Origin of the sequence: Streptomyces olivaceus (assembly GCF_000721235.1) — a bacterium.
GTDB classification, from domain to species: domain Bacteria; phylum Actinomycetota; class Actinomycetes; order Streptomycetales; family Streptomycetaceae; genus Streptomyces; species Streptomyces olivaceus.
The window spans coordinates 140,751-165,507 of record NZ_JOFH01000011.1 but is presented as its reverse complement, the minus strand read 5'-3'; the positions used below and the strand labels follow the sequence as shown (position 1 = coordinate 165,507).

Below are 24,757 nucleotides of genomic sequence, written 5' to 3'. Positions count from 1 at the left end.
ACTTGGCCCGTGGCATCCACTGACGAGACCGGGCAGCCGGCCCGGCACGCATCCCCGTCCGGCGGCACGACGCCGCCTTCGGGCCCCCCGGCCGACCCCGCCGCCGGGCCGGGCGCCCGCATGCCGCGCTGGCTGCCGCGCGCCATGGTGCTGGCCCTCGCGCTCATCGCCGTCTTCCAGCTCGGCAGCTGGGCCTTCCACCAGCTGACCGGCCTGCTGATCAACGTCCTCATCGCGTTCTTCCTGGCTCTCGCCATCGAACCCGCGGTGAGCTGGATGGCCGCGCGCGGTATGCGCCGCGGCTTTGCCACCTTCCTCGTCTTCCTCGCCGTGCTGGTCGCCGCGGCGGGGTTCGTCACGCTGCTCGGCTCCATGCTCGCGGGCCAGATCGTCAAGATGGTCGAGGAGTTCCCCGAGTACCTCGACTCCGTCATCAACTGGGTCAACGGTCACTTCCACACCGAGCTGAGACGGGTCGACGTACAGGAGGGCGTGCTCCGCTCGGACTGGCTGCGCAACTACGTGCAGAACAGCGCCACGGGTGTCCTGGACGTGTCGGCCCAGGTCCTCGGCGGGCTCTTCCAGATGCTGACGATCTTCCTGTTCTCCTTCTACTTCGCCGCCGACGGCCCCAGGCTGCGGCGCGGACTCTGCTCCGTCCTGCCGCCCGCCCGGCAGGCCGAGGTGCTGCGCGCCTGGGAGATCGCCGTCGACAAGACCGGCGGCTACCTGTACTCGCGCGGTCTGATGGCGCTGATCTCCGGCATAGCGCACTACATCCTGCTGGAGATCCTTGAGGTGCCCTACGCCCCCGCGCTCGCCGTCTGGGTCGGCCTGGTGTCGCAGTTCATCCCCACCATCGGCACCTACCTCGCGGGCGCCCTGCCCATGCTGATCGCCTTCACGGTCAACCCCTGGTACGCGCTGTGGGTGCTGGTCTTCGTGGTGATCTACCAGCAGTTCGAGAACTACATGCTGCAGCCCAAGCTGACGTCCAAGACCGTGGACATCCACCCGGCGGTCGCCTTCGGCTCGGTCATCGCGGGCACCGCACTGCTCGGTGCCGTCGGCGCCCTGATCGCCATCCCGGCGGTCGCCACGCTGCAGGCGTTCCTGGGGGCCTACGTCAGGCGGTACGACGTCACGGACGACCCGCGTGTCCACGGGCGCCGGAACCGCCCCCCGGGCCCCTCGGCCGTCACGCGGATACGCGGGCTGTGGGCCCGCAGGCCGGAGCGGCCGGGCCACGGCGCGGAAGGGGCCGGAGACGGCGGCCCCGCCTGAGGGACCGTCCCAGTACGGGACACGGTCCGCACCCCGCGCCGCCGCGCCCGGCGGGAACGGCGCGCCGCGCTACTCCCACACCACCACGCTGCGCCGTACCGGCACCGTGGCCGGGTCGGAGGCGAAGAGCTCGGGGGACCGGGCGCGGATGCGCTCGATGTCGTTGAAGACGGCGCGCAGGTGGTCCCGCATGCGGGCGCGGGCCCCCGGGGTGTCGCCGTCGGTGATCGCGGCGAGGATCTCGTGGTGCTGGTCGGCGAAGACGGCCGGGGACTCGTGTCCGTGCAGGCCGAGGCGGCGGGCCCGGTCGAGGTGGCCCTTGGCGGCGGCGACGGCGGCCCAGGAGTTGCCGTGACCGCTCAGCCGCATCAGGTCGCGGTGGAAGAGCTCGTCCAGGGTGAAGAACTCCTCGCGGTCCGGGCCGGCGCGGCGCTGGCGCTCCAGGTTGTCCCGCAGCTCCTCGACGATCTCGGGATCGAGCCGCTCGGGAAGGTCCTCCAGGGAGGCGAGTTCCACCGCCTCGCGCAGGAACTGGGCGTCGGCGACCTGGGCGGCGTCCACCCGTGAGACGAACGATCCGATCTTCGGGAAGACCTGCACGAGTCCCTCCTGCGCGAGGAGGATCAGGCTCTCCCGCACGGGGGTGCGGCTGACGCCCAGTGAGGCGGCCAACTCGTTCTCCGACAGGGCGGCGCCCGGGGCGAGTTCCAGGGTCAGGACCAGCTGGCGCAGCCTGAGGTAGATGTCGCGCCGACTGGTCCGCCGCCCGTTCGATTGAGCCATGCGCACATCCTACGTACCGGACGAAAGGTCTTGCCCCTCTGCGCGACAGATGCTTGTATACAAGCTCTGCACGACAGGATGGAGCCGCAAGTGAGCAAGATCGAGCGGGCCGAGGTGCTCGTCTCCTCCCCCGGTCGCACGTTCGTCACGCTGCGCATCACCACCACCGACGGGGTCACCGGGCTCGGCGACGCCACGCTCAACGGGCGGGAGCTGGCCGTCGCCAGTTACCTGCGGGACCACGTGGCGCCCCTGCTCGTCGGCCGGGACCCCGCCCGTGTCGAGGACATGTGGCAGTACCTCTACAAGGGTGCGTACTGGCGCCGCGGTCCGGTGACGATGACGGCGGTCTCGGCCGTCGACACGGCGCTGTGGGACATCAAGGGCAAGGTCGCGGGCCTGCCCGTGTACCAGCTCCTCGGCGGGCGCTCGCGCGACGGCGTACTGGTCTACTCGCACGCCAGCGGCACCGACGTGCCCTCCCTCCTCGACGACGTCGAACGCCACCTCGAACTGGGCTACCGCGCGGTGCGCGCGCAGGCGGCGGTCCCGGACGTCGGCGGCACGTACGGGGTGCGCAAGGGAAGGATCTACGAGCCGGCCGCGACCGACCTGCCCGAGGAGCAGCCCTGGGACACCGGGGCCTACCTGGACTTCGCGCCGCGCTACCTGGAGGCGGTCCGGGAGCGGTTCGGATTCGGCTTCCACCTGCTGCACGACGTGCACCACCGGCTGACGCCGATGGAGGCCGCCCGCTTCGGCCGCAGCGTCGAGGACTCCCGGCTGTTCTGGATGGAGGACCCGACCCCGGCGGAGAACCAGGAGGCGTACCGGCTCATCCGCGAACACACCACCACACCGATCGCGGTCGGCGAGGTGATGAACTCGATCTGGGACGTGCAGCACCTCATCACCGGGCAGCTCATCGACTACGTACGCACCACCGTCGCGCACGCGGGCGGCATCACCCACCTGCGGCGGATCTTCGACCTGGCGGCGCTGTACCACGTCCGCACCGGTTCGCACGGCGCCACCGACCTCTCTCCCGTCAGCATGGCCGCCGCCGTGCACCTCGACCTCACCGTGCCGAACTTCGGCATCCAGGAGTACATGGGGCACGCCGAGGAGACCTCCGAGGTGTTCCGCTCCGGCGTCACCTTCGCCGACGGGTACCTCAACCCCTCCGACGAGCCGGGACTCGGCGTTGAGTACGACGACAAGGCCGCCGAGCGCTTCCCGTACCAGCGGCGCTACCTGCCCGTGGCGCGCCGTCTCGACGGTTCGGTGCACGACTGGTGAGCGCCGGATCCGCCCTTCCCCGTCTGGGCCGTACGGCGCTGTCGCGGCTGGCGCCCGGTCCGGGCCCCGCCGTCGACCCGGCCGGACTGCGCCCCCGCGTGGTGCACTTCGGGCTCGGCGCCTTCCACCGGGCGCACCAGGCCCTCTACACGGAGAACGCCGCCGCCGTCTCCGGGGAACCCTGGGGCATCACCGCCGTCGCGCCCCGCTCGGCCGCCACCGCGCGTGCCCTGCGGGACCAGGACTTCCTGTACTCGGTCGTCGAGCGCCGTCCCGACGGACCCGTCTGCCGGGTCGTCGGGTCGGTGGTCGGCGCCCTGGCGATGGGCCCCGACGCCGGAGCCGTCGACGCGCTGCTCACCGATCCCGAGGTGAGCGTGGTGACCCTCACGGTGACCGAGAAGGGCTACCACCGGTCGGCCACGACGGGCGGTCTGGACACGGCTTCGGCGCCCGTCGCCGCCGACCTGGCCGCTCCGCCCGGCGCGCCGCTCACCACCGTGGTGGGCCGGCTCGCCACAGGCCTGGCCGCCCGGATGCGGTCCGGCGCGGCCCCCCTCAGCGTCGTCTCCTGCGACAACATGGCGGGCAACGGCGCCGTACTGGCCCGCGTCGTACGCGACTTCGTCCACGCCTCGGCCTGGCCGGACCGCGGGACGGTGCTCGCTCGGCTGGACGGCGCGGTGACGTTCCCGTCGACCGTCGTCGACCGGATCGTGCCCGCGACGAGCGACGACGACCGGGCGGCCGTCCGCGCCGCGCTGGGTCTCGACGACGCCCTGACCGTGGCGGGCGAGCCATACCGGAGCTGGGTCCTGGAGGACACCTTCGCCGCGGCCCGGCCGCCCTGGGAACGGGACGGCGCCCTCTTCGTGCCGGACGTCGGCCCTCACCAGCTCACCAAGCTGCGGCTGCTCAACGGCTCCCACTCGGCCCTGGCCCACCTGGGTCTCGCCACGGGCCGTGCCACCGTCGCCGACGCCATGGCGACGGGTTGGGGCGAACGGCTCGTCCGGGCGCTGTGCGCGGAGGTCGCGCCCACCCTGCCGGCCGGAGGGCCCGACCCCGAGGCGTACGCCGGTGACCTCGTCGCCCGGTTCCGCAACCCCGCGATGCGGCACACGCTGCGGCAGATCGGCTCCGACGCCTCCCTGAAGATCACCGAACGCTGGCTGCCCGCCCTGCGCGAGCTGCGCGCGAACGGCGCTCACTCCCCGGCCCTCACCCTCGCCCTCGCCGCCTGGGCGCACGGCACCCGGCCCGGCGCCCCCGACCGGCCGGACCCCGCGACCGAGGCCCTCGCCGCCTGCTGGGACGCGGGGGGCGGTCCCGCCGGGGCGGTGGGCGCGCTGCTGCGCACCGTCGGTGCGGCGGACCTCGCCGACGACACGGCCCTCACCGGAGCCGTCGCGGAGCGGTTGCCGGCACTGCGCGCGGGCCGCGTCGAACTCTGACCCGGTCCGCTCCCGCGGTGCGGCAGACGCGTCCCGCCCACCCGTTTCGCGCGCTACGACCGACGTCCCGCCCGCCGGTTCACGCAGTACGACAGACATCCCTCCCTCCCCCCGGTTCCCGTCCCCGAACAACGGAGTTCACGATGAAGGACAGCGCCGTCTCCGCGGAGCAGACGCGCCCCGCGGAGCGCACCACGGGCGACCTGGCCAGAGCCGCCGTCTCGGGCTGGCTGGGCACGGCCATGGAGTTCATGGACTTCCAGCTCTACTCGCTGGCCGCCGCGATCGTCTTCAACAAGCTCTTCTTCCCCGACGTCAGCCCCGCGATCGGGCTGATCGCCGCGATGGCCACCTACGGTGTCGGCTACGTCGCCCGGCTCGCCGGCGCGGTCTACTTCGGACGCATGGGCGACCGGCTCGGCCGCAAGAAGGTCCTCTACATCACCGTGCTGCTGATGGGCGCCTCGACCACCCTGATCGGCGTCCTGCCCACCTACGGCACCATCGGCATCATGGCGCCGGTCCTGCTGGTCGTACTGAGGCTGGCCCAGGGATTCGGCGCGGGCGCCGAGATCGCCGGCGCGACCGTGCTGCTCGCCGAGTACGCCCCCGCCAAGCGCCGGGGCCTGGTCTCCTCACTGGTCTCGCTCGGCACCAACTCCGGGACCCTGGCCGCCTCCGGCCTGTGGGCCGTACTGCTCGCCGTGCTCACCGAGGACCAGCTCCTGTCCTGGGGCTGGCGGCTGCCGTTCCTGCTCAGCTTCGCCATGATGCTGTTCGCCGTCTGGCTGCGCCGCGGGCTGAAGGAGAGCCCGGTCTTCGAGGAGCGCGCCGATGTCGTGGACGGTGTCGCGCTGGACCGCGACGAGGTCGAGTCGGCCATCGCCGAAGCCGGTGAGCAGCAGGGCGGCGTACTGGCGGCCGGGGTACGGCAGCGCAAGGGCAGGGCGTTCTTCCTCGCGCTGGCGCTCCGCTTCGGCCAGGCCGGCAACTCCGGGCTGATCCAGACCTTCCTGGTCGGCTACATCGCCACCAACCTCGCCGTCGACCGGTCCGTGCCCACGGACGCCATCGTGTACGGCTCGCTGGTGGGCTTCGCCACCGTGCCGTTCGTCGGGCTGCTCGGCGACCGCGTCGGCCGCCGCGTGCTCTACCTGGTCGTCTCGGCGCTGACCATGGTCCTCGCCTTCCCGGTGATGCTGCTGATCACCTCCGGCACGACACCCGGCGTGATGATCGGCATGGTGCTCGGTCTCAACGTCGGTGTGCTCGGACTGTTCTCGCTGGAGAGCGTGACGATGGCCGAGCTCTTCGGCGCCCGCACCCGGTTCACCCAGCTCGCCCTCGCCAAGGAGATCGGCGGCATCCTCGCCACCGCGATCGGACCCGTCCTCGCCGCCACCCTCACGGCCGTCACCGGGAGCTGGTGGCCCATCGCGGCCATGCTCGTCGTCTACTCACTGATCACTTTCGTCGGCGCGTACCTCGCGCCCGAGACCCGCGGACGCGACCTGGTCCGCCTGGAGGACGCCGTATGACCACCGCCACCGAGGGACGCGGAGTGTCCGGGGCCGCCCGGAAGCGCACCATGCGCGCCGTGGTCGTGCACGGTCCGGGCGACGTCCGCGTGGACGAACGGCCGCTTCCGGTGCCGGGCCCCGGCGAGGTGCTGCTGGCCCTGGAGTGGGGCGGGATCTGCGGGTCCGACATCGCCTACTGGAAGAACGGCGCGTCCGGGACGGCCGCGCTCGCCCACCCCCTGGTCCTCGGGCACGAGGTGGCGGGCCGGATCGCCGCGACCGGCCCCGGCGTCACCGGGCTCGACGAGGGCCTGCCGGTGACCGTCCACCCCGCACGGCCGGTCGGCGACGGCGTACTGCCCGGGCGGATCGCGGGCCGCACCAACCTCTACCCGCACGTCCGCTACTTCGGTTCGGCGGCCTTCACCCCGCACACCGACGGCGGGTTCAGCGAGTACCGCACGGTCGACGCCGACCAGGTACGGCCGCTGCCGGCCGGGGTGGACACGCAGCAGGGCGCACTGGCCGAACCGCTGGCAGTGGCCCTGCACGCCGTCGGCCGGGCCCCGTCGCTGCGCGGCCGGACCGTCCTGGTCAACGGCGCCGGGCCGATCGGCTCCCTGGTGGTGGCCGCAGCCAAGCACCGCGGCGCGGACACCGTGGTCGCAGCCGACCTGTCGGCGGACGCGCTCGGCGTCGCCCGCGCGATGGGCGCCGACGAGACCCGCGACCTCGCGCGCGGTGAGACGCTGCCGGAGGACGTCGAGGTGGTCTTCGAGGCCTCCGGCGCCCCGGCGGCCCTCGGTGCGGTACTGCGGGCCACGGCACGCGGCGGCACCCTCGTGCAGGTCGGCAACCTGCCCGGCAGCGCCGTCTCCGCCGTCCTCGGCGACCTGGTCACCCGGGAGATCACCTGGGCGGGGTCGTACCGCTTCGTGGAGGAGATCGACGACGCGCTGCTCGCGCTGCGCGACGGCGTCGACGTGACGCCCCTGATCACCCACCGCTTCCCGCTGGAGCGGGCGGCGGAGGCGCTGTCGACCGCCGCGGACCCGGCCGCCCGGAGCAGCAAGGTGCTGCTGAGGCTGTCCAGTGAGTCGTCCGGCGAGTCGGCAGGCGCGTGATCCGGCGAGCAGCCCGACCAACAGCCCGACGCGCAGTCGGCGTGTAAGGCGCCCGAGTTGCGTCCGCGCCCTTCCTGACAGGAGCCCCCCCCATGCCCTCCGCCCCTCCGTCCCCCGCCGCCGACGTCGTGTGCGTCGGCGAGACGATGGCCGTTCTCGGGCCGTCGGACGACCGGCCGCTCGCCGAGCAGGAGTCGGTACGGCTGGGGACCGGCGGCGCCGAGTCCAACGTCGCCTGCGCGCTGGCCGGACTCGGCCACCGTGCCGCCTGGCTCAGCCGTCTCGGCGACGACCCGTTCGGCCGTCGCATACGAGCCGAACTGGCCGCGCGCGGCGTCGACGTGGACGCCGTGCGGACCGATCCGGACCGGCCGACCGGGGTCTACTTCAAGGACCCGGGCCGCGCGGGCACCCGGACCCACTACTACCGCCGGGGGTCGGCCGCCGCCGGCATGGGCCCGGAGCTGGCTCGCCTGCCCCTGCTGCGCCGGGCCCGGCTGGTGCACCTCTCCGGCATCACCGCGGCGCTCTCCGAGAGCTGCGGGCTGCTGCTCGACGCGCTCCTCCTCGACCGGCACCCGGGGGCGGAGGACGGGGCCGCCGGACCGGCCGTCTCCTTCGACGTCAACCACCGTCCGGCGCTGTGGCGCGACGGGCCCGCACGGGCCGCCGACCGGCTGCTGGCCCTGGCCCGCGCCGCCGACCTGGTGTTCGTCGGACGGGACGAGGCGGAGGCGCTGTGGGGTACGGAGCACGCGGACGACGCTGCGGCGCTCCTCGCACCGGCGCCGGTCGTGGTGGTCAAGGACGCCGAGTACGGGGCGACGGCGTACGTGCGCGGCACCCGGACCTTCGTGGCGTCGTTGCCGACCAAGGTGGTCGAACCGGTAGGCGCGGGCGACGCGTTCGCGGCCGGCTACCTCTCCGGATTCCTGGACGGCCGCGACGAGCGTGCCAGGCTGCGCCTCGGCCACCTCGCCGCCGGAGCGGCCCTGCGCACGGTGGACGACGTACCGGTGATGCCCACGCGTGAGGAGAACGGCCGCTTCCTCACCCTGGACGACGCGGCGTGGGCGGCCCTGCCGCCGCGCTGAACTCGGTTCTGGCACCGCGCCGAACACGGCCCCGGCACCGTGCCGAACCGATCCGGGGGCCGGGGCCGCAACGCCGTCGCCGGCCGGAGCATCCGGTGGACGTACGCTCGGAAGTGCCGCGTGGTGCGCTTGACACGAAAATCGAACATCCATTCTCATGGAGGCTCCGGCAAGGCTCGTGACGGGTCGTTTCGACGGGGTATGGGTGGATAAGTGGCGTAGTTGTCCACAGGCCGAGCACGCGTCACGGCGCATTGTCAGTGGCAGGCATTAGCGTCTTCGATGTGAAGCGATCGAATCAAGCAAACCGGGTGGAACCCATGGCAGGAACCGACCGCGAGAAGGCCCTGGACGCCGCGCTCGCACAGATTGAACGGCAATTCGGCAAGGGCGCGGTCATGCGCATGGGCGAGCGGCCGAACGAGCCCATCGAGGTCATCTCGACCGGTTCGACCGCGCTCGACGTGGCCCTCGGCGTCGGCGGCATCCCGCGCGGCCGGGTCGTGGAGGTCTACGGCCCCGAGTCCTCGGGCAAGACGACCCTGACCCTGCACGCCGTGGCGAACGCGCAGAAGGCCGGCGGCCAGGTCGCGTTCGTGGACGCCGAGCACGCCCTCGACCCCGAGTACGCCAAGAAGCTCGGCGTCGACATCGACAACCTGATCCTCTCCCAGCCGGACAACGGCGAGCAGGCCCTGGAGATCGTGGACATGCTGGTCCGCTCCGGCGCCCTCGACCTCATCGTCATCGACTCCGTCGCCGCGCTCGTCCCGCGCGCGGAGATCGAGGGCGAGATGGGCGACAGCCACGTCGGCCTGCAGGCCCGGCTGATGAGCCAGGCCCTGCGGAAGATCACGAGCGCGCTCAACCAGTCCAAGACCACCGCGATCTTCATCAACCAGCTCCGCGAGAAGATCGGCGTGATGTTCGGCTCCCCGGAGACCACGACCGGTGGCCGCGCGCTGAAGTTCTACGCCTCCGTGCGCATCGACATCCGCCGCATCGAGACCCTGAAGGACGGCACGGAGGCGGTCGGCAACCGCACCCGCTGCAAGGTCGTCAAGAACAAGGTCGCACCGCCCTTCAAGCAGGCCGAGTTCGACATCCTCTACGGCCAGGGCATCAGCCGCGAGGGCGGTCTGATCGACATGGGTGTGGAACACGGCTTCGTCCGCAAGGCCGGCGCCTGGTACACGTACGAGGGCGACCAGCTCGGCCAGGGCAAGGAGAACGCGCGCAACTTCCTGAAGGACAACCCCGACCTGGCCAACGAGATCGAGAAGAAGATCAAGGAGAAGCTGGGCGTCGGCGTGCGTCCCGAGGAGCCGGCCGCCGAGCCGGGTGCGGACGCGGCCGCCTCCGCCGCCCCGGCCGACGCCGCCCCCGCGGTGCCCGCCCCCGCGACGGCCAAGGCCACCAAGTCCAAGGCCGCGGCAGCCAAGAGCTGACCCGTGACACGACGAACCGACTGGGCCGAGTACACGGACGGCTCCGCCGGGACGGACGGCGGCACGTACGGGGCAGCCGCGGCCCCGTACGAGACGGACACGCATGAAACGGACACGTACGAGACGGACACGTACGGGGCGGATCAGTACGAGGAGGATCCGTCCGCCGTCGGTGTCCGGGACGGCGGCGGGGCGCGTCACGGTGACGGCGGGGCGCGCCGTGCGGGTGGGCGGAGTCGCGGACCGGGCGGCGGGCGCGGGCGCCGACGGCGCGAGCGCGCGGAGCCGTCCACCGAGGACGGAGGCGTCCCTTCCTCGTCGAGGGCCGAGAAGGGGGAGCCTCCGCGGGACCCGGTCGAGCAGGCACGGGCGATCTGCCTGCGCCTGCTCACCGGGACCCCGCGCACCCGCAGCCAGCTCGCCGACGCCCTGCGCAAGCGGGAGATCCCGGACGAGGCCGCGGAGGAGGTGCTGTCCAGGTTCGAGGAGGTCGGCCTGATCAACGACAGCGCCTTCGCGGACGCCTGGGTGGACTCACGGCACCACGGCCGGGGCCTGGCCAGGCGTGCCCTCGCCAGAGAGCTGCGGACCAAGGGCGTCGACGCGACCCTCATCGACGCGGCGGTCTCCCGACTGGACTCCGAGCAGGAGGAGGAGACCGCACGCGAGTTGGTCGCCCGCAAACTGCGTGCCACCCGGGGACTCGACCGCGACAAGAGGCTGCGCCGCCTCGCGGGCATGCTGGCACGCAAGGGCTATCCCGAGGGCATGGCCCTGCGGGTGGTCCGCCAGGCACTGGAGGAGGAGGGAGAGGACACCGAGTTCCTCGGAGAGGAGGGCTTCTGACCGGGAGCCCGAGCCGCCGTCGTTCCCCCCTCCGTCATCCCCCCCGTCATCCCCCGGGTGCACCGTCCGGTGCAGGGGCCGTGACCGGCAGTCCCGCCGCCCGCCAGGCCTGGAAGCCGCCGATCAGATCGGTGGCCCGGTGCAGGCCCAGCCGGTGCAGGGACTCCGCCGCCAGGCTGGATGCGTAACCCTCGTTGCACACCACGACCACCCGCACGTCGTGGTCCGTGGCCTCGGGGAGACGGTGACTGCCCTGCGGGTCCAGCCGCCACTCCAGTTCGTTCCGCTCGACCACGAGGGCACCGGGGAGCACCCCGTCCCGCTCGCGCAGGGCGGCGTACCGGATGTCCACCAGCAGCGCGGTGCCCGCCTCGGCGGCGTCGTACGCCTCGCGCGGTGGGAGCCGCCGGTAGCCGGCGCGGACCCGTTCCAGCAGTGCGTCGATCCCGGTCGGTTCGCTCACTGCCAGTCCTGCGGACGCTCGACCTGCTCCAGGCGCAGAGTCGGACCGGTGCGGCTGTAGCGGCGGATCTGCGGCAGGGGCGGGTAGTAGGCGTGCACGGAGACCGCGTGCCGGTCGTCGGACTCGTTGAGCACCTCGTGCACATGGTGCTGCCCGAAAGCCCGCCCCTTCCCGGTGGGCAGCCGGCGCTCCCGGTCAACGCCCTCGCTGAGTTCCAGGGTCTTCCAGCCGTCGGTGGGCAGCCGGGCGGCGAGCGCGTTCTCCTTGAGTTCGCCCGCGGCGGTCACGAAGGCGCCCACCGAGTCGGCGTGGTCGTGCCAGCCGGTGCCCGTGCCGGGCGGCCAGCCGATCAGCCACGCCTCGCTGCCGCCCGGCCCTTCGAGCCGCACCCAGGTACGGCCCTCCGGGTCGAGGGGGAGCGAGGCGATCAGTTCGGCGTCGGCGGCGGCGCGCCGGACGAAGTCGAGGAGTTCGGCCTGGGTGGGAGCCGCGGTGTCCGCGGCGGAGGCGGCGGAAGCGGGCGCGGGGGAGGCAGGCACAGGGGAGGAGACAGACACGGGTACCGTCCTGGAATGTCGCGAAGGGGCGCGCGGCGGCACGTCGACGGCGGCGCGCGCGGAGGAAGGGGGGTGCGAATTCAGCAGGACGGACGACACACGCAGCCCGCATAGCGGACGAGGTCCATATGGACCCTCCGCCACAGGCGCACACAGGTGTCGGTCACGATCCGGAGTAGACCATGGCAGGGAAAGCCGGTCAACTCGCCGTCAACATGCGGACGACCGGCGCCCCCCACGCCATGTCCCAACGTCTCAGCGGGACCCGGCGGCGGCGCCCGTCGAACGGGTGGCCCCCTCCGCTTCCGGCGCGGTCCCGCCCAGCGTCGCCTCGGCCGCCGCGTACAGGTCGGCCGGGCGGACGCCGTTGAAGGCCGTGACCAGGTGACCGTCCGGCCGCACCAGCAGCACCGTGTGGGCCGCGGCGCCCGGGTAGCTCTCGGCGACCAGCAGCTCGGCGCGGTGGGGGAGCGCGGTCACCGCGGCGGCCAGCCGGGGCATGATCCCGGCGGTGACCCAGTGCTTGCGGTCCCACACCCCCGTACCCGGTGCGATCAGCACCACCAGCAGCGCCCCGCGGCCGAGCCGGTCACGCAGCCGTACGAAAGTGCCGTCCTCGGCCGTGACCCGTACGTCGTCGACGGGGGCCCCGGGCGCCGTACGCACGGACACCTCACCGGAGAGGCCCTCGGGCGCGAGGGGTGAACCGGCGTACGAGCCCGGCAGGCCGAGCGCTCCGTGCCCCAGATGACCGTCCGCGAGCAGCGCGTCGTTGCCGCGTGCCGAGCCGGGCACGTAGGAACGCAGCCCGCCGCCACCGCGCAGCAGCGGGAGCAGCTGGTCCGCGGCGCGCAGCCGGGCGGCGATCGCGGCACGCCGCTCCTGCTGGTAGCTGTCGAGGAGCGCCTCGTGCGGCCCGTGGTGCCAGGCCAGAGCCAGTTTCCACGCGAGGTTGTCCGCGTCCAGCAGCCCTTCTTCGAGGCCCTGCGTGCCCAGCGCGCCCAGGAGGTGCGCGGCGTCCCCGGCGAGGAGCACGCGGCCCACCCGCCAGCGGCGCGCGAGCCGGTGGTGGACGGTGTGGACGCCGGTGTCCAGCAGCTCGTAGGCCGGCGTCTCCCCTTCGGCCCAGCCGGTGAGGGTCTCGCGGACCCGGTCGACCAGCAGCTCCGGCGTGACCAGGTCCTTGCCGGCGGGCAGCAGCCAGTCCAGGCGCCAGACGCCGCGCGGCAGGGGACGGGCGACGACCTCCCCGGCCGAGGGACCGGACGTCCGCCACGGCGGCATCCGGTGGAGCAGGGCCTCGTCGGGCCACGGCAGTTCGGTGCGCAGGGCGGCGACGGCGTATCGTTCCACCGCCGTACGGCCGGGGAAGCGGATGTCCTGGAGCTTGCGGACCGTGGAGCGGGGGCCGTCGCAGCCGACCAGGTAGCTGCCGCGCCACCAGGTGCCGGAGGGCCCCCGGGTGTGGGCCGTGACGCCGGACGTCTCCTGCTCGACGCCGTCGAGACGGCTGTCCGCCGCGATCCTGACGAGCGGCGCGCGGGCGGCAGCGGCCCGCAGTACGCCGGTCAGTTCGTGCTGGGCGATGTGCAGCGGGGCCGGGTCGGCGTCGTCGCCGAATTCGACCGCGCGCGTCACCTGCTTGCGCCGCATCGACCGCCATCCGGCCCAACGGCAGCCCGGCCCGGTCAGAGACGTGCCGGTCAGCCGCTCGACCAGCGCGACGGCGTCCTCGCGCAGGACGACGGTGCGGGCGGGACGGGCCTCGTCCTTGCCGGGCCCCTCGTCGAGGACGACGCAGGGCACCTCCTGCCGCGCCAGAGCCAGGGCGAGCGTGAGCCCGACGGGCCCCGCTCCGGTGACGATCACCGGGTCCACGGCGCGGCGCCCCCTGCCTGTGGCGGTGTCCCGGGGGACGTGGGTGAACAGGACATTGGGGCAGGGTGCACGGTCACAGAACGTATGCAACCTACTGCCGCTGCCCACGTCAAGCGACGGAGGCCGTGGCGATCATGCCACGGCCTCCGCTGGTGTCATACGAGGTGACTGAGAGTCAGATGTGTCAGACCTTGCCGCCGGTGCCGGCGTCCGCGGTCTCCACGTCGTCGGCCCTGAGCACCGCGCCGGTCGACTTCTTCGCCCGCCGGAGCCGGCGCTCCAGCCAGCTCGCGAAGCTGGTGAGGAGGAAGTTCAGCGCGATGTAGATCACCGCGACCACGGTGAAGCTCGCTATCACGTTGGCGCCGTAGTAGCCGCTCATCGTGTTGGCCGACGCGAGCAGTTCGGGGAAGGTGAGGACGGCGCCGCCGAGCGCGGTGTCCTTCAGGATGACGACGAGCTGGCTGACGATGGCCGGCAGCATCGCGGTGACCGCCTGCGGCAGCAGGATGAGCCGCATGACCTGGCCCTTGCGCAGACCGATGGCCATCGCGCCCTCGCCTTGGCCCTTGGGCAGCGACAGGATGCCGGACCGGACGATCTCCGCGAGCACCGAGGCGTTGTACAGCACCAGACCCGTGACGACCGCGTACAGCGGGCGGTCGTCGGAGCTGACGTTGGTGTACTCGGCGAACAGCGCCAGGCCGAAGATCATCAGGACCAGCACGGGGATGGACCGGAAGAACTCGACCACGATCGTGGCCGGAACCCGCACCCACACATGGTCCGACAGCCGGGCGATACCGAGGACGGCGCCGAGCGGCAGCGCGATGACCACCGCGAGGGCCGCGGCCTTCAGGGTGTTCTCCAGACCCGGCCAGATGTAGGTGGACCATGCCTCGGTACCGGAGAAGAACGGCTTCCACAGGACCCATTCCAGCTGGCCCTTGTCGTTGAGGGTGCCGAACACCCACCACAGGAGGGCCGCCATGGCCACCACGAAGACCACGGTGAAGATGATGTTGCGCCGCTTGGCACGCGGGCCCTGGGCGTCGTACAGAACGGAACTCATCGCTTCACCGCCACCTTCTTGCCGACCCAGCCGAGAATCAGGCCGGTCGGCAGCGTAAGGATCACGAAACCGAGGGCGATGACCGTGGAGATCAGCAGCAACTGCGCCTCGTTCTCGATCATTTCCTTCATCAACAGCGCTGCTTCGGCGACACCGATGGCGGCGGCCACCGTGGTGTTCTTGATGAGCGCGATCAGGACGTTCGCCATGGGGACGACGGAGGAGCGGAACGCCTGGGGCAGCACCACGTTGCTGAGCACCTGGGTGAAGCTGAGCCCGAGGGCCCGGGCGGCCTCCGCCTGTCCGACCGGCACGGTGTTGATGCCGGACCGGAGGGCCTCGCACACGAAGGACGAGGTGTAGAGAATCAAACCGAGGACGGCGAGCCGGAAGTTGATCGACTCGACGTCGTTGGCGCCGAGGGACACTCCCAGGGTCTGGTTGAGGCCCAGCGACGTGAACAGGATGATGACGGTCAGCGGAATGTTCCGCACCGTGTTCACGTACGCGGTCCCGAAGCCGCGCATCAGCGGCACCGGACCGACCCGCATGGCCGCCAGCGCTGTGCCCCAGATCAGGGAGCCGACGGCCGAGAGCACAGCGAGCTGCACCGTCGTCCAGAAGGCTCCCAGTAGGTCGTAATCGTTAACAAAGTCGAACACGATCTCCCGCGCTTCCGCGTGTAGGGATGCCCGTCCCCGGTGCGCCGCCTCTTCCCTGGGCGGCGCACCCCGTCAGGCTCTGGCCTCAGCTCTTGACGTCACCGATCTTGGGCGCCGGCTCGTTCTTGTAGTTGGCCGGGCCGAAGTTGTCCTCGACGGCCTTGTCCCAGGACTTGTCGGCGACCATTGCCTCGAGGGCGGTGTTGATCTTGTCCTTGAGGTCGCTGCCCTTCTTGACGCCGATGCCGTAGTTCTCGTTCGTCAGCTTGAAGCCGCCGAGCTTGAACTTGCCCTTGAACTGGGACTGGGCCGCGTAACCGGCGAGGATCGAGTCGTCGGTGGTCAGCGCGTCGATGGCACCGTTCTGCAGACCGGGCAGGCAGGCGGAGTACGTCGGGTACGGCTGCAGCTGGGCCTTCGGGGCCAGCTTGTCCTTGATGTTCTGCGCCGAGGTCGAGCCGGTCACCGAGCAGAGCTTCGCGTTGTTCAGGTCCTCCGGCGACTTGATCTTGTCCTCGTCGGCGCGGATCAGCACGTCCTGGTGGGCCAGCAGGTAGGGGCCGGCGAAGTCGACCTTCTCCGAGCGCTCGGGGGTGATCGAGTAGGTGGCGGCGATGAAGTCGACGTCGCCGCGCTGCAGCATGGTCTCGCGGTCGGCGCTCTTCGACTCCTTCCACTCGATCTGGTCCTCGGTGTAGCCGAGCTTCTTGGCGACGTACGTGGCGACGTCCACGTCGAAGCCCTCGTAGCCGTTCGGGGTCTTCTGGCCGAGGCCGGGCTGGTCGAACTTGATGCCGATGGTGATCTTCTTGCCGTCGCCGGACGAGCCGCCGTCCTTGTCGTCGCTGCCACACGCGGTGGCGGTCAGGGCGAGGGCGAGCACGGCGGCCGAGGCGGCGGAGACCTTGCGAAGCTTCATGGTGAACATCCTTTGGCTGTGATCGAACTGCGATCGGACGATCAGAGGATCAGGCGATCAGATGCGGCCGTCGACGGCGGGTCGCCGGGGCGGGCGACGTGGAGGCGTCCGGGCCGCCGCGGGAAATCAGTGGTGCAGGATCTTCGACAGGAAGTCCTTGGCCCGGTCGCTGCGCGGGTTGCTGAAGAACTGGTCCGGCGCGGCTTCCTCGACGATGCGGCCGTCCGCCATGAACACCACGCGGTTGGCCGCGGAGCGGGCGAAGCCCATCTCGTGCGTGACCACGACCATGGTCATGCCGTCCTGCGCGAGCTGCTTCATGACCTCGAGCACCTCGTTGATCATCTCGGGGTCGAGAGCCGACGTCGGCTCGTCGAAGAGCATGACCTTCGGGTCCATGGCCAGCGCCCGCGCGATGGCGACGCGCTGCTGCTGGCCGCCGGAGAGCTGCGCGGGGTACTTGTCGGCCTGGGCGCCCACACCGACCCGGTCGAGCAGGGCGCGGGCCTTCTCCTCGGCCTTCTTGGCGTCAACCTTGCGCACCTTGACCTGGCCCAGCGTCACGTTCTCGAGCACCGTCTTGTGCGCGAAGAGGTTGAACGACTGGAAGACCATGCCGACGTCGGCCCGCAGCCTGGCCAGCTCCTTGCCCTCGGCGGGAAGCGGCTTGCCGTCGATCGTGATCGAGCCCGCGTCGGTGGTCTCCAGTCGGTTGATGGTGCGGCACAGGGTGGACTTTCCGGACCCGGAGGGTCCGATGACCACCACGACTTCGCCGCGGGTGATCGTCAGGTCGATGTCCTGGAGCACGTGCAACGCGCCGAAGTGCTTGTTGACACTCTTCAGGACGACCAGTTCGCCGGTCGAGGCCTTGTCTTCCTTGGCCACCGATACTTCGGTCATCGCTCTCGGGCTCCGTCCTCCTCGGTTTCGGAGGACAGTAGTGACCCATGACACTATGCGTCTCTACATCTGAGGGAGATCTGAGCATCACGATCCGGTAGCGGGTGGCCACGAGTCGTAGCCCGGGTGACCTGGGCGCATATCGGCCGGATAACTTCGGGCGGCCGCGACCGGCAGACCCTTGACGCCGTCCCACTCCATCGGCGTCACTGCACTGGGCGCACGCGCGCGTGCGCCCGGATCCCCACCCGCTTTGTACCCGCCGCGGTTATACGGCCGATGAACCGAAGGGAGCCCGGATGAGGCTGCTGCTCGTCGAGGACGACAACCATGTGGCCGCCGCCCTGTCCGCGATCCTGGCACGGCACGGCTTCGACGTCACCCACGCGCGCAGCGGCGAGGAGGCGCTTCAGGCACTCGTTCCCGAGAGTGAGGCCTTCGGCGTCGTCCTGCTCGACCTCGGCCTTCCCGACCAGGACGGATACGAGGTCTGCGGAAAGATCCGCAAGCGCACCAGCACCCCGGTCATCATGGTCACCGCCCGTTCCGACGTCCGCTCCCGCATCCACGGGCTCAACCTCGGCGCCGACGACTACGTGGTCAAGCCGTACGACACCGGGGAACTGCTCGCCCGTATCCACGCCGTCAGCCGGCGCAGCGTCCACGAGGACGCCACCGCGAGCACGGAGACGGTGGTGCGCCTGGGCGCGGTACGCATCGAACTGCCGACCCGCCAGGTGAGCGTGGACGGTGCGGTCGTCCAGCTCACCCGCAAGGAGTTCGACCTGCTGGCCCTGCTCGCCCAGCGGCCCGGCGTGGTCTTCCGCCGCGAGCAGATCATCAGCGAGGTCTGGCGGACCAGTTGGGAGGGGACCGGGCGCACGCTGGAGGTGCACGTCGCCTCCCTGCGCTCCAAGCTGCGCATGCCCGCACTGATCGAGACCGTCCGCGGCGTCGGCTACCGCCTCGTCGCCCCGGCGCCCAGCGGGTCCGGGTGAGCACACGCCTGCTCCCGCTGCTCATCGTCCTGATGGCGGCCGTGCTGCTCGCGCTGGGCGTGCCGCTCGGCGTGAGCGTCGCCCGCGCGGAGCAGCAGAAGGTCGTCATCGACCGGATAGACGACACGGCGCGCTTCGCCGCCCTCGCCCAGTTCGTCACCGAGGACGCGCCGGGCGGCTCGCGCCGTACCGACACCGACGAGCGCCTGGAGACCCTGCAGACCGAACTGACCAGCTACTACGAGGTCTACGGCATCAAGGCGGGCGTCTTCTACCGCAACCACATCCCGATGGCCAACGCCCCGACCACGTGGTTCCTGCCCCAGACCGGAGAGGTCCGCGACTCCTTCGACGAGGCGCTGCTCAGCCGCCGCAGCCACGACCCGCAGCAGGTGTGGCCCTGGCAGGACGGCCGGCTCGTGGTGGCCTCGCCGGTCATCCGGGACGGCGACGTGGTCGCGGTCGTGGTCACCGAGTCCCCGACCGACTCGATGGCCTCCCGCACCCTGCGCGGCTGGCTGGTCATCGTCGCCGGAGAGGTCGCCGCGATGCTGCTCGCCGTCGGAGCCGCGCTGCGGCTGACCGGCTGGGTGCTCAGGCCGGTGCGGGTGCTCGACGCCACCACCCACGACATCGCGACCGGGCGGCTCAAGTCCCGCGTGGCACCGGCCGGGGGGCCGCCGGAGCTGAGGCGGCTGGCCGGGTCCTTCAACGAGATGGCGGACCACGTGGAGGACGTGCTGGAGCAGCAGCGCGCCTTCGTCGCCGACGCCTCGCACCAGCTGCGCAACCCGCTCTCCGCGCTCCTGCTGCGCATCGAGCTGCTCGCCCTGGAACTGCCGGAGGGCAACGAGGAGATCGCCTCCGTCCAGGCAGAGGGAAAGAGGCTGGCCCGGGTCCTGGACGACCTGCTGGACCTGGCGCTGGCCGAGCACAGCCAGGCCGACCTGCAGGTCACCGATGTCGGCGCGCTGGCCGCCGAGCGGGTGGCGGCCTGGTCACCGACGGCCGGGGCCAAGGGCGTACGGCTGGTCGGCGACTGCCCGCCGACCACGGGCTGGGCCGACCCCGTGACGCTGTCCAGCGCCCTGGACGCGGTCATCGACAACGCGGTGAAGTTCACGCCGCGCGAGCAGACCGTCCGGGTCGAGGTGGCCTCCACCGGGGGCGCCGCCACCGTCGTGGTCACCGACAACGGCCCCGGGCTCACCGACGAGGAACTCGTGCGCGTGGGCGACCGTTTCTGGCGCAGCGGACGGCACCAGAACATCAAGGGCTCCGGTCTGGGGCTGTCCATCTGCCGGGCGCTGCTCGCCGCGGGCGACGGCTCGATCTCCTTCGGCCACCACGCGCCGCACGGCCTGGAGGTGACGGTCACGGTGCCGAGGACGCCCGCGGCGCAGGGGGAGCCGGAGCGTCCCTGAGGGCGGCACCTGGGCGGCGGGGCGACACCGGTGCGGGCCCCGGGGGAGAGGGGAGCATCGGCGGGGCAGTACTGCCGGCCGACCTCGCCGAGGGCCCCGGGCTCGACCGACCGGGCGGTCCTACGGCTTGACGGACCGGTAGTAGCGCCGGGCGCCCTCGTGCAGTTGCAGCGGGTCGGTGTAGATCGCGGTACGCAGGTCCACGAGCTGCGCGGAGTGGACGTGCGCCCCGATGCCGTCGCGGCTGTCCAGCACGGTCCGGGTCAGCCACTCGGTGAGCCGCGGATCGACGTCCGCGCGGGTCACCAGCAGGTTGGACACGGCCATGGTGGGCACCACGGCGCCGTTCTGGACGGTGGGGTAGGCCGACTCCGGCATGTTGGTGGTGCGGTAGTAGCGGGTCGCACCGCCGGACCGGTGCAGCTTGGTGACGAGGTCCTCGTCGATCGGCACGAAGCGGAAGGCCGAGGTCTGCGCGATCTGCCTGAGCCCGTCCGTCGGCACTCCGCCCGACCAGAAGAAGGCGTCCAGCTCCCCGCCCAGCCGCCCGGGGCCGGTGTCGATCCCGTCCGCGCGGGCCACGATGTCCGTCTCCGGATCGATGCCTACGGCCTTCAGCAGGCGCGTGGCGATCAGCCGTACACCCGAGTGGGGCAGACCTATGGCCACCCGCTTGCCGCGCAGGTCGGCGACCGACTGGATGTCCGAGTCGCTCGGCACCACGAGCTGCACGTAGTCGTCGTAGAGCCGGGTGACACCGCGCAGCTGCTCGGCCTCGGGACCGCCGGCGAGTTTGTACGTCTCGACCGCGTCGGCCGCGGCGATCGTGAAGTCGGCCTCCCCGGACGCCACGCGCTCGACGTTCTCCTGCGAGCCCGCACTGGTCATCAGCCGCACGTCCAGGTCCGGCATGTCCTTGCGCAGCTCGGCGCGCAGCAGCTCGCCGTACTTCTGGTAGACGCCCGCGCGGGTGCCGGTGCTGAACGTGACCGTCCCGCTCGGCGGCTTGTCGCCCAGCGGCAGCAGCCACCACAGCAGCAGCCCGAGCACCACGGCCCCGGCGACCGCGCCCTGGACGACCCTGCGCCTGCCGAGTCGGGAGAACAGCGTGGACATGGGCGAGATCCTGCCAGCCCGCACCCGCGCTGACCAGGGCCGGGCCGACACGCCCCGGCGACCTCCGCCGCGAGCAGCTTGCCCCCCGCACGCGTCGCGCGTCCGGCAGACGCCGTAGACCTTCGGGCCCGCGGACGCCCGAGTGCGACGACCCCGGCACCTGAGTGCCGGGGTCGTGCGGGGCCTGAGTGCCGGCGGCCGGGGCGGGCCGGCCGGGTGTCGGCCCCGGTGGGGCGGTCGCGGTGGGTCAGTCGCGGTGGGTCAGTCGGTGGATCAGTCGCCCACCGACGCCTCCGCCTCCGCCGTCTCCGCCGCCGCCTTGGGCGTCCCATCCGGGGAGCCGCCGGGCCGGTCGGGGTTGTCGCGGCGCCGGAACAGGCGCATCGCCAGCGGCTCGGTGAAGCGGGCGGTGAGCGGGCCGAGGACGACCAGGATGAGGACGTACGCCGTGGCCAGCGGGCCCAGGGACGGCTCGATGCCGGCCGAGACCGCGAGACCCGCGATGACGATCGAGAACTCACCGCGCGCCACCAGTGCGCCGCCCGCCCGCCAGCGGCCCTTGACGGAGATCCCCGCCCGTTTCGACGCCCAGTAACCGGTGGCGATCTTCGTCACGGCGGTGAGCAGCGCCAGCGCGAGGGCGGGCAGCAGGACCGGCGGAATGCTGGCCGGGTCGGTGTGCAGCCCGAAGAAGACGAAGAAGACCGCCGCGAACAGGTCCCGCAGCGGGCTCAGCAGCGTGTGCGCGCCCTCCGCGACCTCCCCGGACAGCGCGATGCCCACCAGGAACGCGCCCACCGCGGCCGACACCTGGAGCTGCTGCGCTACACCGGCGACCAGGATCGTCAGACCCAGCACCACCAGGAGCAGCTTCTCGGGGTCGTCGCTGGTGACGAAGCGGGAGATGAGCCGGCCGTAGCGCACCGCCACGAACAGCACCAGGCCCGCCGCGCCCAGCGCGACCGCCAGCGTGATGCTCCCCGTCATCAGCCCGGCACCGGCCACCAGCGCCGTGACGATCGGCAGGTACACCGCCATCGCCAGGTCCTCAAGGACCAGCACGCTGAGGATCACCGGGGTCTCCCGGTTGCCGACCCGGCCCAGATCGCCCAGGACCTTGGCGATGACACCGGACGACGAGATCCACGTCACGCCGGCCAGAACCACGGCGGCCACCGGGCCCCAGCCCAGGAGCAGCGCCGCCACCGCGCCCGGCACGGCGTTGAGCGCGCAGTCGACGAGGCCGGCCGGATAGTGCGACTTGAGATTGGTGACCAGGTCACTGGCCGTGTACTCCAGGCCCAGCATCAGCAGCAGGAGGATGACACCGATCTCGGCGCCGGTCGCGACGAACTCCTCGCTCGCGCCGAGCGGAAGCAGCCCGCCCTCGCCGAAGGCCAGACCGGCGAGCAGGTACAGCGGAATGGGCGACAGACGGTAACGACCGGCGAACCGGCCGAGAAGCCCGAGGCCCAGGATGATGGAACCGAACTCGATCAGCAGAACCGCACCGTGCACCGGCTCACTCCTGCCCGAGGATCGCCGCGGCGGCGTCGACGCCCTCGCGGGTGCCGATCACGATCAAGGTGTCACCACCCACGATCCGGAAGTCCGGAGCCGGTGACGGTATCGCCTCGGCCCGTCGCAGCACCGCCACGATCGACGCGCCGGTGTCGGTCCGCATGCGGGTGTCGCCCAGCAGTCGCCCGTTCCAGCGGGAGCCGGCGGCCACCTCGATCCGCTCGGCGACCAGCCCCAGGTCGGTGGTGTAGAGCAGGTTCGCACTGTGGTGGGAGGGTTTCAGCGCGTCGATCAGCGCGCCGGCCTCGGGGCCGGCCAGCCGCAGCGAGTGGGCGCAGGAGTCGGGGTCGTCCGTCCGGTAGACGTTCACCGTACGGGTGCCGTCGCGGTGCGCCACCACCGACAGGTGGCGGTGTTCGCGGGTCACCAGGTCGTACTGGACCCCGATACCCGGGAGCGGCGTCGCCCTCAGGCGTGGAGCTGACACGAGCTTTCCCCTCATTCGTCCTGCATCTCTTGCGGCGCTTTCCGCACGTCCGTGACATGCGCGCGACCTCGCCATGCTGCCATCCGCACGTACGGTGGCGATATGGGTGTCGTGACGGATATACGCAGGCGGTCGCGGTCGGCGAGGCTGTCGGCGGGGGTGTCGTCGGCGAGGTCCGGGAGGAGCGGAAAGAGGAACGTGTCGCTGTTCTGGCGGATCTTCTTGCTCAACGCCGCCGGCCTGTTCGTCGCCACCGCGCTGCTGCTGGGACCGGTCACCGTGTCGACGCCCACCCTGGGCCGGGAGGCGCTGGTCCTGCTCGTGGGCCTGGGTCTGCTGCTCGTCGGCAACGCGGTCGTGCTGCGGATCGGGCTCACGCCCCTGCACCGGCTCGGCCGCGCGATGACCACCGCCGACCTCCTGGTGCCCGGCGCCCGGCCGGAGGTCGCCGGACCCGCCGAGGCGGCGCAGCTGATCGCCACGTACAACACGATGCTGGACCGCCTCCAGGCCGAACGCGCCGCGGGTGCCGGGCAGGCCCTGCAGGCCCAGGAGGGCGAGCGCCACCGCATCGCCCGCGAACTGCACGACGAGGTCGGCCAGACGCTGACCGCCGTCCTCCTGCAGCTCAAGCGCGTGGCCGACCGGGTCCCCGGCGAACTGCGCGAAGAGGTGTCCCTGGCGCAGGAGGCCACCCGGGCCGGCCTCGACGAGATCCGCCGGATCGCCCGCCGGCTGCGTCCGGGCGTGCTGGAGGAACTCGGTCTCGCCAGCGCCCTGCGCTCGCTCTCCACCGAGTTCACGCACCACGGGCTGGCCGTGCACCACCAGGTGCCGGGAGACCTGCCCCCGCTCAGCCCGGAGGCGGAACTCGTGATCTACCGGGTCGCCCAGGAGGGCCTGACCAACACCGCTCGCCACTCCGGCGCCGACCGCGCCGGGCTGAGGCTCCGTCCGCTGCCCACCGCCGTGGAACTGCTCGTCCGCGACAACGGCACCGGGCTCGGCGGAGCGGCGGAGGGGGCCGGCATCCACGGGATGCGCGAGCGGGCCCTGCTGATCGGAGCCGAGCTCCACTTCGAAACCGCCCCCGGAGGGGGCACCGACGTACGCCTGCGCGTCCCCGCACCACCGGGGGACCGTGCCGCAGACCGAACCGGAGACAGCCCCTGATGTCCGCACGGCCCCCGATCCGCGTCCTGCTCGCCGACGACCACACCCTCGTACGTCGCGGGGTACGCCTCATCCTCGACGGCGAACCCGATCTGACGGTGGTCGCGGAGGCCGGTGACGGTGCCGAAGCGGTCGCGGCGGCGCGGGCCACCGGGATCGACCTCGCGGTCCTGGACGTCGCCATGCCCCGCATGACCGGCCTCCAGGCGGCCCGCGAACTCTCCCGCCGGATGCCCGAGCTGCGCATCCTCATCCTGACCATGTACGACAACGAGCAGTACTTCTTCGAGGCCCTCAAGGCCGGTGCCTGCGGATACGTCCTGAAGTCGGTCGCCGACCGGGACCTGGTCGAGGCGTGCCGGGCCGCCGTGCGCGACGAGCCGTTCATATACCCGGGTGCCGAGCGGGCCCTCGTCCGTTCCTACCTGGACCGGATGGAGGGCGGCGGCGGAGTGCCCGAGCGGCCCATCACCGAACGCGAGGAGGAGATCCTCAAGCTCGTCGCCGAGGGCCACACCTCCAAGGAGATCGGCGAAATGCTGTTCATCAGCGCCAAGACCGTCGAACGCCACCGCGCGAACCTCCTGCAGAAGCTCGGCGTGCGCGACCGCCTGGAACTCACGCGGTACGCGATCCGCGCCGGCCTCATCGAGCCCTGAGTGCGGGACGGGGCCGGGCCTCATCGAGCCCTGAGTGCGGGACGGGGCCGGGCCGCGGAGCCGTGTGCACCGA

General features: G+C 72.0%; 25 protein-coding genes. 12 read left to right on the top strand and 13 right to left on the bottom strand.

Annotation, left to right across the window (positions count from 1 at the left end):
• The first annotated feature begins 120 nt into the window (after nucleotides 1-120).
• Complete coding sequence (locus tag IG94_RS0114355) at nucleotides 121-1,284, top strand: AI-2E family transporter (RefSeq protein ID WP_031035488.1); 1,164 nt, start codon at nucleotides 121-123, stop codon at nucleotides 1,282-1,284.
• A gap of 69 nt (nucleotides 1,285-1,353) precedes the next feature.
• On the opposite strand, the gene IG94_RS0114350 is transcribed toward IG94_RS0114355, so the two are convergent.
• Nucleotides 1,354-2,067 (bottom strand): GntR family transcriptional regulator, encoded by a 714-nt coding sequence (locus IG94_RS0114350; RefSeq protein ID WP_031035486.1) that lies wholly within the window; start codon nucleotides 2,065-2,067, stop codon nucleotides 1,354-1,356.
• A 90-nt stretch (nucleotides 2,068-2,157) separates the two neighbouring features.
• Here IG94_RS0114350 and manD point away from each other — a divergent pair, with 90 nt between their 5' ends.
• From manD to recX, 7 genes are all read left to right on the top strand, one after another.
• A complete protein-coding gene (manD, locus tag IG94_RS0114345) occupies nucleotides 2,158-3,366 on the top strand; it encodes a D-mannonate dehydratase ManD (protein WP_031035483.1) in 1,209 nt (402 codons plus the stop codon).
• Entirely contained in the window at nucleotides 3,363-4,820 is a 1,458-nt protein-coding gene (locus IG94_RS0114340; RefSeq protein ID WP_078892296.1) for a mannitol dehydrogenase family protein, read from the top strand. Before manD ends, IG94_RS0114340 begins: the two co-directional genes overlap by 4 nt.
• Nucleotides 4,821-4,963: 143 nt before the next feature.
• On the top strand, nucleotides 4,964-6,358 hold the full coding sequence (locus tag IG94_RS0114335; protein WP_031035479.1) for an MFS transporter: 1,395 nt from the start codon (nucleotides 4,964-4,966) through the stop codon (nucleotides 6,356-6,358).
• Nucleotides 6,355-7,464, top strand: coding sequence for an L-idonate 5-dehydrogenase (locus IG94_RS0114330; RefSeq protein ID WP_224219833.1), 1,110 nt, complete (start codon nucleotides 6,355-6,357; stop codon nucleotides 7,462-7,464). Before IG94_RS0114335 ends, IG94_RS0114330 begins: the two co-directional genes overlap by 4 nt.
• Before the next feature lie 92 nt (nucleotides 7,465-7,556).
• On the top strand, nucleotides 7,557-8,558 hold the full coding sequence (locus IG94_RS0114325; RefSeq protein ID WP_031035468.1) for a sugar kinase: 1,002 nt from the start codon (nucleotides 7,557-7,559) through the stop codon (nucleotides 8,556-8,558).
• Between the two features lie 320 nt (nucleotides 8,559-8,878).
• Nucleotides 8,879-10,006 (top strand): recombinase RecA, encoded by a 1,128-nt coding sequence (recA, locus tag IG94_RS0114320; protein WP_031035466.1) that lies wholly within the window; start codon nucleotides 8,879-8,881, stop codon nucleotides 10,004-10,006.
• A 3-nt stretch (nucleotides 10,007-10,009) separates the two neighbouring features.
• Complete coding sequence (gene recX / locus IG94_RS0114315; RefSeq protein WP_031035463.1) at nucleotides 10,010-10,852, top strand: recombination regulator RecX; 843 nt, start codon at nucleotides 10,010-10,012, stop codon at nucleotides 10,850-10,852.
• A gap of 46 nt (nucleotides 10,853-10,898) precedes the next feature.
• On the opposite strand, the gene IG94_RS0114310 is transcribed toward recX, so the two are convergent.
• From IG94_RS0114310 to IG94_RS0114280, 8 genes are all read right to left on the bottom strand, one after another.
• Nucleotides 10,899-11,315 (bottom strand): rhodanese-like domain-containing protein, encoded by a 417-nt coding sequence (locus IG94_RS0114310; protein WP_031035461.1) that lies wholly within the window; start codon nucleotides 11,313-11,315, stop codon nucleotides 10,899-10,901.
• A complete protein-coding gene (locus IG94_RS0114305; protein WP_031035460.1) occupies nucleotides 11,312-11,872 on the bottom strand; it encodes a cupin domain-containing protein in 561 nt (186 codons plus the stop codon). The genes IG94_RS0114310 and IG94_RS0114305 overlap by 4 nt, the downstream gene beginning before the upstream one ends.
• 80 nt (nucleotides 11,873-11,952) lie before the next feature.
• Nucleotides 11,953-12,000: a hypothetical protein gene (locus IG94_RS44190; protein ID WP_309506048.1), complete on the bottom strand. Its 48-nt coding sequence runs from the start codon at nucleotides 11,998-12,000 to the stop codon at nucleotides 11,953-11,955.
• A 127-nt stretch (nucleotides 12,001-12,127) separates the two neighbouring features.
• Nucleotides 12,128-13,750 carry an FAD-dependent monooxygenase gene (locus IG94_RS0114300; protein ID WP_031035457.1) on the bottom strand — a complete coding sequence of 541 codons (1,623 nt, stop codon included), beginning with the start codon at nucleotides 13,748-13,750 and terminating at the stop codon, nucleotides 12,128-12,130.
• A gap of 184 nt (nucleotides 13,751-13,934) precedes the next feature.
• Nucleotides 13,935-14,822, bottom strand: coding sequence for an amino acid ABC transporter permease (locus tag IG94_RS0114295; protein ID WP_031035455.1), 888 nt, complete (start codon nucleotides 14,820-14,822; stop codon nucleotides 13,935-13,937).
• Complete coding sequence (locus tag IG94_RS0114290; RefSeq protein ID WP_031035453.1) at nucleotides 14,819-15,484, bottom strand: amino acid ABC transporter permease; 666 nt, start codon at nucleotides 15,482-15,484, stop codon at nucleotides 14,819-14,821. The genes IG94_RS0114295 and IG94_RS0114290 overlap by 4 nt, the downstream gene beginning before the upstream one ends.
• A gap of 85 nt (nucleotides 15,485-15,569) precedes the next feature.
• Nucleotides 15,570-16,403 carry a glutamate ABC transporter substrate-binding protein gene (locus IG94_RS0114285; protein ID WP_031035451.1) on the bottom strand — a complete coding sequence of 278 codons (834 nt, stop codon included), beginning with the start codon at nucleotides 16,401-16,403 and terminating at the stop codon, nucleotides 15,570-15,572.
• Between the two features lie 126 nt (nucleotides 16,404-16,529).
• Nucleotides 16,530-17,306 (bottom strand): amino acid ABC transporter ATP-binding protein, encoded by a 777-nt coding sequence (locus IG94_RS0114280; protein ID WP_031035449.1) that lies wholly within the window; start codon nucleotides 17,304-17,306, stop codon nucleotides 16,530-16,532.
• Nucleotides 17,307-17,605: 299 nt separating this feature from the next.
• On the opposite strand from IG94_RS0114280, the gene IG94_RS0114275 reads away from it, so the two are divergent.
• On the top strand, nucleotides 17,606-18,304 hold the full coding sequence (locus IG94_RS0114275; protein WP_031035446.1) for a response regulator transcription factor: 699 nt from the start codon (nucleotides 17,606-17,608) through the stop codon (nucleotides 18,302-18,304).
• A complete protein-coding gene (locus IG94_RS0114270) occupies nucleotides 18,301-19,728 on the top strand; it encodes a HAMP domain-containing sensor histidine kinase (RefSeq protein ID WP_031035443.1) in 1,428 nt (475 codons plus the stop codon). The genes IG94_RS0114275 and IG94_RS0114270 overlap by 4 nt, the downstream gene beginning before the upstream one ends.
• A 120-nt stretch (nucleotides 19,729-19,848) precedes the next feature.
• Here the strand turns inward: IG94_RS0114270 and IG94_RS0114265 are convergent, their stop codons facing one another.
• The 4 genes from IG94_RS0114265 to IG94_RS43480 form a co-directional block, all read right to left on the bottom strand.
• Nucleotides 19,849-20,844 (bottom strand): TAXI family TRAP transporter solute-binding subunit, encoded by a 996-nt coding sequence (locus IG94_RS0114265; RefSeq protein WP_031035442.1) that lies wholly within the window; start codon nucleotides 20,842-20,844, stop codon nucleotides 19,849-19,851.
• A 273-nt stretch (nucleotides 20,845-21,117) separates the two neighbouring features.
• Complete coding sequence (locus IG94_RS0114260) at nucleotides 21,118-22,362, bottom strand: cation:proton antiporter (protein WP_031035440.1); 1,245 nt, start codon at nucleotides 22,360-22,362, stop codon at nucleotides 21,118-21,120.
• A 4-nt stretch (nucleotides 22,363-22,366) separates the two neighbouring features.
• Nucleotides 22,367-22,852: a cation:proton antiporter regulatory subunit gene (locus IG94_RS0114255; RefSeq protein WP_031035438.1), complete on the bottom strand. Its 486-nt coding sequence runs from the start codon at nucleotides 22,850-22,852 to the stop codon at nucleotides 22,367-22,369.
• An 11-nt stretch (nucleotides 22,853-22,863) separates the two neighbouring features.
• Nucleotides 22,864-23,082 (bottom strand): hypothetical protein, encoded by a 219-nt coding sequence (locus tag IG94_RS43480; protein WP_224219827.1) that lies wholly within the window; start codon nucleotides 23,080-23,082, stop codon nucleotides 22,864-22,866.
• On the opposite strand from IG94_RS43480, the gene IG94_RS0114250 reads away from it, so the two are divergent.
• Both IG94_RS0114250 and IG94_RS0114245 read left to right on the top strand, forming a co-directional pair.
• Complete coding sequence (locus IG94_RS0114250) at nucleotides 23,051-24,025, top strand: HAMP domain-containing sensor histidine kinase (protein WP_224219826.1); 975 nt, start codon at nucleotides 23,051-23,053, stop codon at nucleotides 24,023-24,025. The genes IG94_RS43480 and IG94_RS0114250 overlap by 32 nt on opposite strands.
• Nucleotides 24,025-24,684, top strand: coding sequence for a response regulator (locus IG94_RS0114245; RefSeq protein ID WP_031035433.1), 660 nt, complete (start codon nucleotides 24,025-24,027; stop codon nucleotides 24,682-24,684). Before IG94_RS0114250 ends, IG94_RS0114245 begins: the two co-directional genes overlap by 1 nt.
• Nucleotides 24,685-24,757 lie beyond the last annotated feature (73 nt).

Coding starts and splice junctions, on each gene's coding strand:
- IG94_RS0114275 (WP_031035446.1), top strand. CDS start 17,606: ATGAGGCTGCTGCTCGTCGAGGACGACAACCATGTGGCCGCCGCCCTG.
- IG94_RS0114350 (WP_031035486.1), bottom strand. CDS start 2,067: ATGGCTCAATCGAACGGGCGGCGGACCAGTCGGCGCGACATCTACCTC.
- IG94_RS0114285 (WP_031035451.1), bottom strand. CDS start 16,403: ATGAAGCTTCGCAAGGTCTCCGCCGCCTCGGCCGCCGTGCTCGCCCTC.
- IG94_RS0114280 (WP_031035449.1), bottom strand. CDS start 17,306: ATGACCGAAGTATCGGTGGCCAAGGAAGACAAGGCCTCGACCGGCGAA.
- IG94_RS0114295 (WP_031035455.1), bottom strand. CDS start 14,822: ATGAGTTCCGTTCTGTACGACGCCCAGGGCCCGCGTGCCAAGCGGCGC.
- recA (WP_031035466.1), top strand. CDS start 8,879: ATGGCAGGAACCGACCGCGAGAAGGCCCTGGACGCCGCGCTCGCACAG.
- IG94_RS0114325 (WP_031035468.1), top strand. CDS start 7,557: ATGCCCTCCGCCCCTCCGTCCCCCGCCGCCGACGTCGTGTGCGTCGGC.
- IG94_RS0114330 (WP_224219833.1), top strand. CDS start 6,355: ATGACCACCGCCACCGAGGGACGCGGAGTGTCCGGGGCCGCCCGGAAG.
- IG94_RS0114355 (WP_031035488.1), top strand. CDS start 121: ATGCCGCGCTGGCTGCCGCGCGCCATGGTGCTGGCCCTCGCGCTCATC.
- IG94_RS0114335 (WP_031035479.1), top strand. CDS start 4,964: ATGAAGGACAGCGCCGTCTCCGCGGAGCAGACGCGCCCCGCGGAGCGC.
- IG94_RS0114245 (WP_031035433.1), top strand. CDS start 24,025: ATGTCCGCACGGCCCCCGATCCGCGTCCTGCTCGCCGACGACCACACC.
- IG94_RS0114265 (WP_031035442.1), bottom strand. CDS start 20,844: ATGTCCACGCTGTTCTCCCGACTCGGCAGGCGCAGGGTCGTCCAGGGC.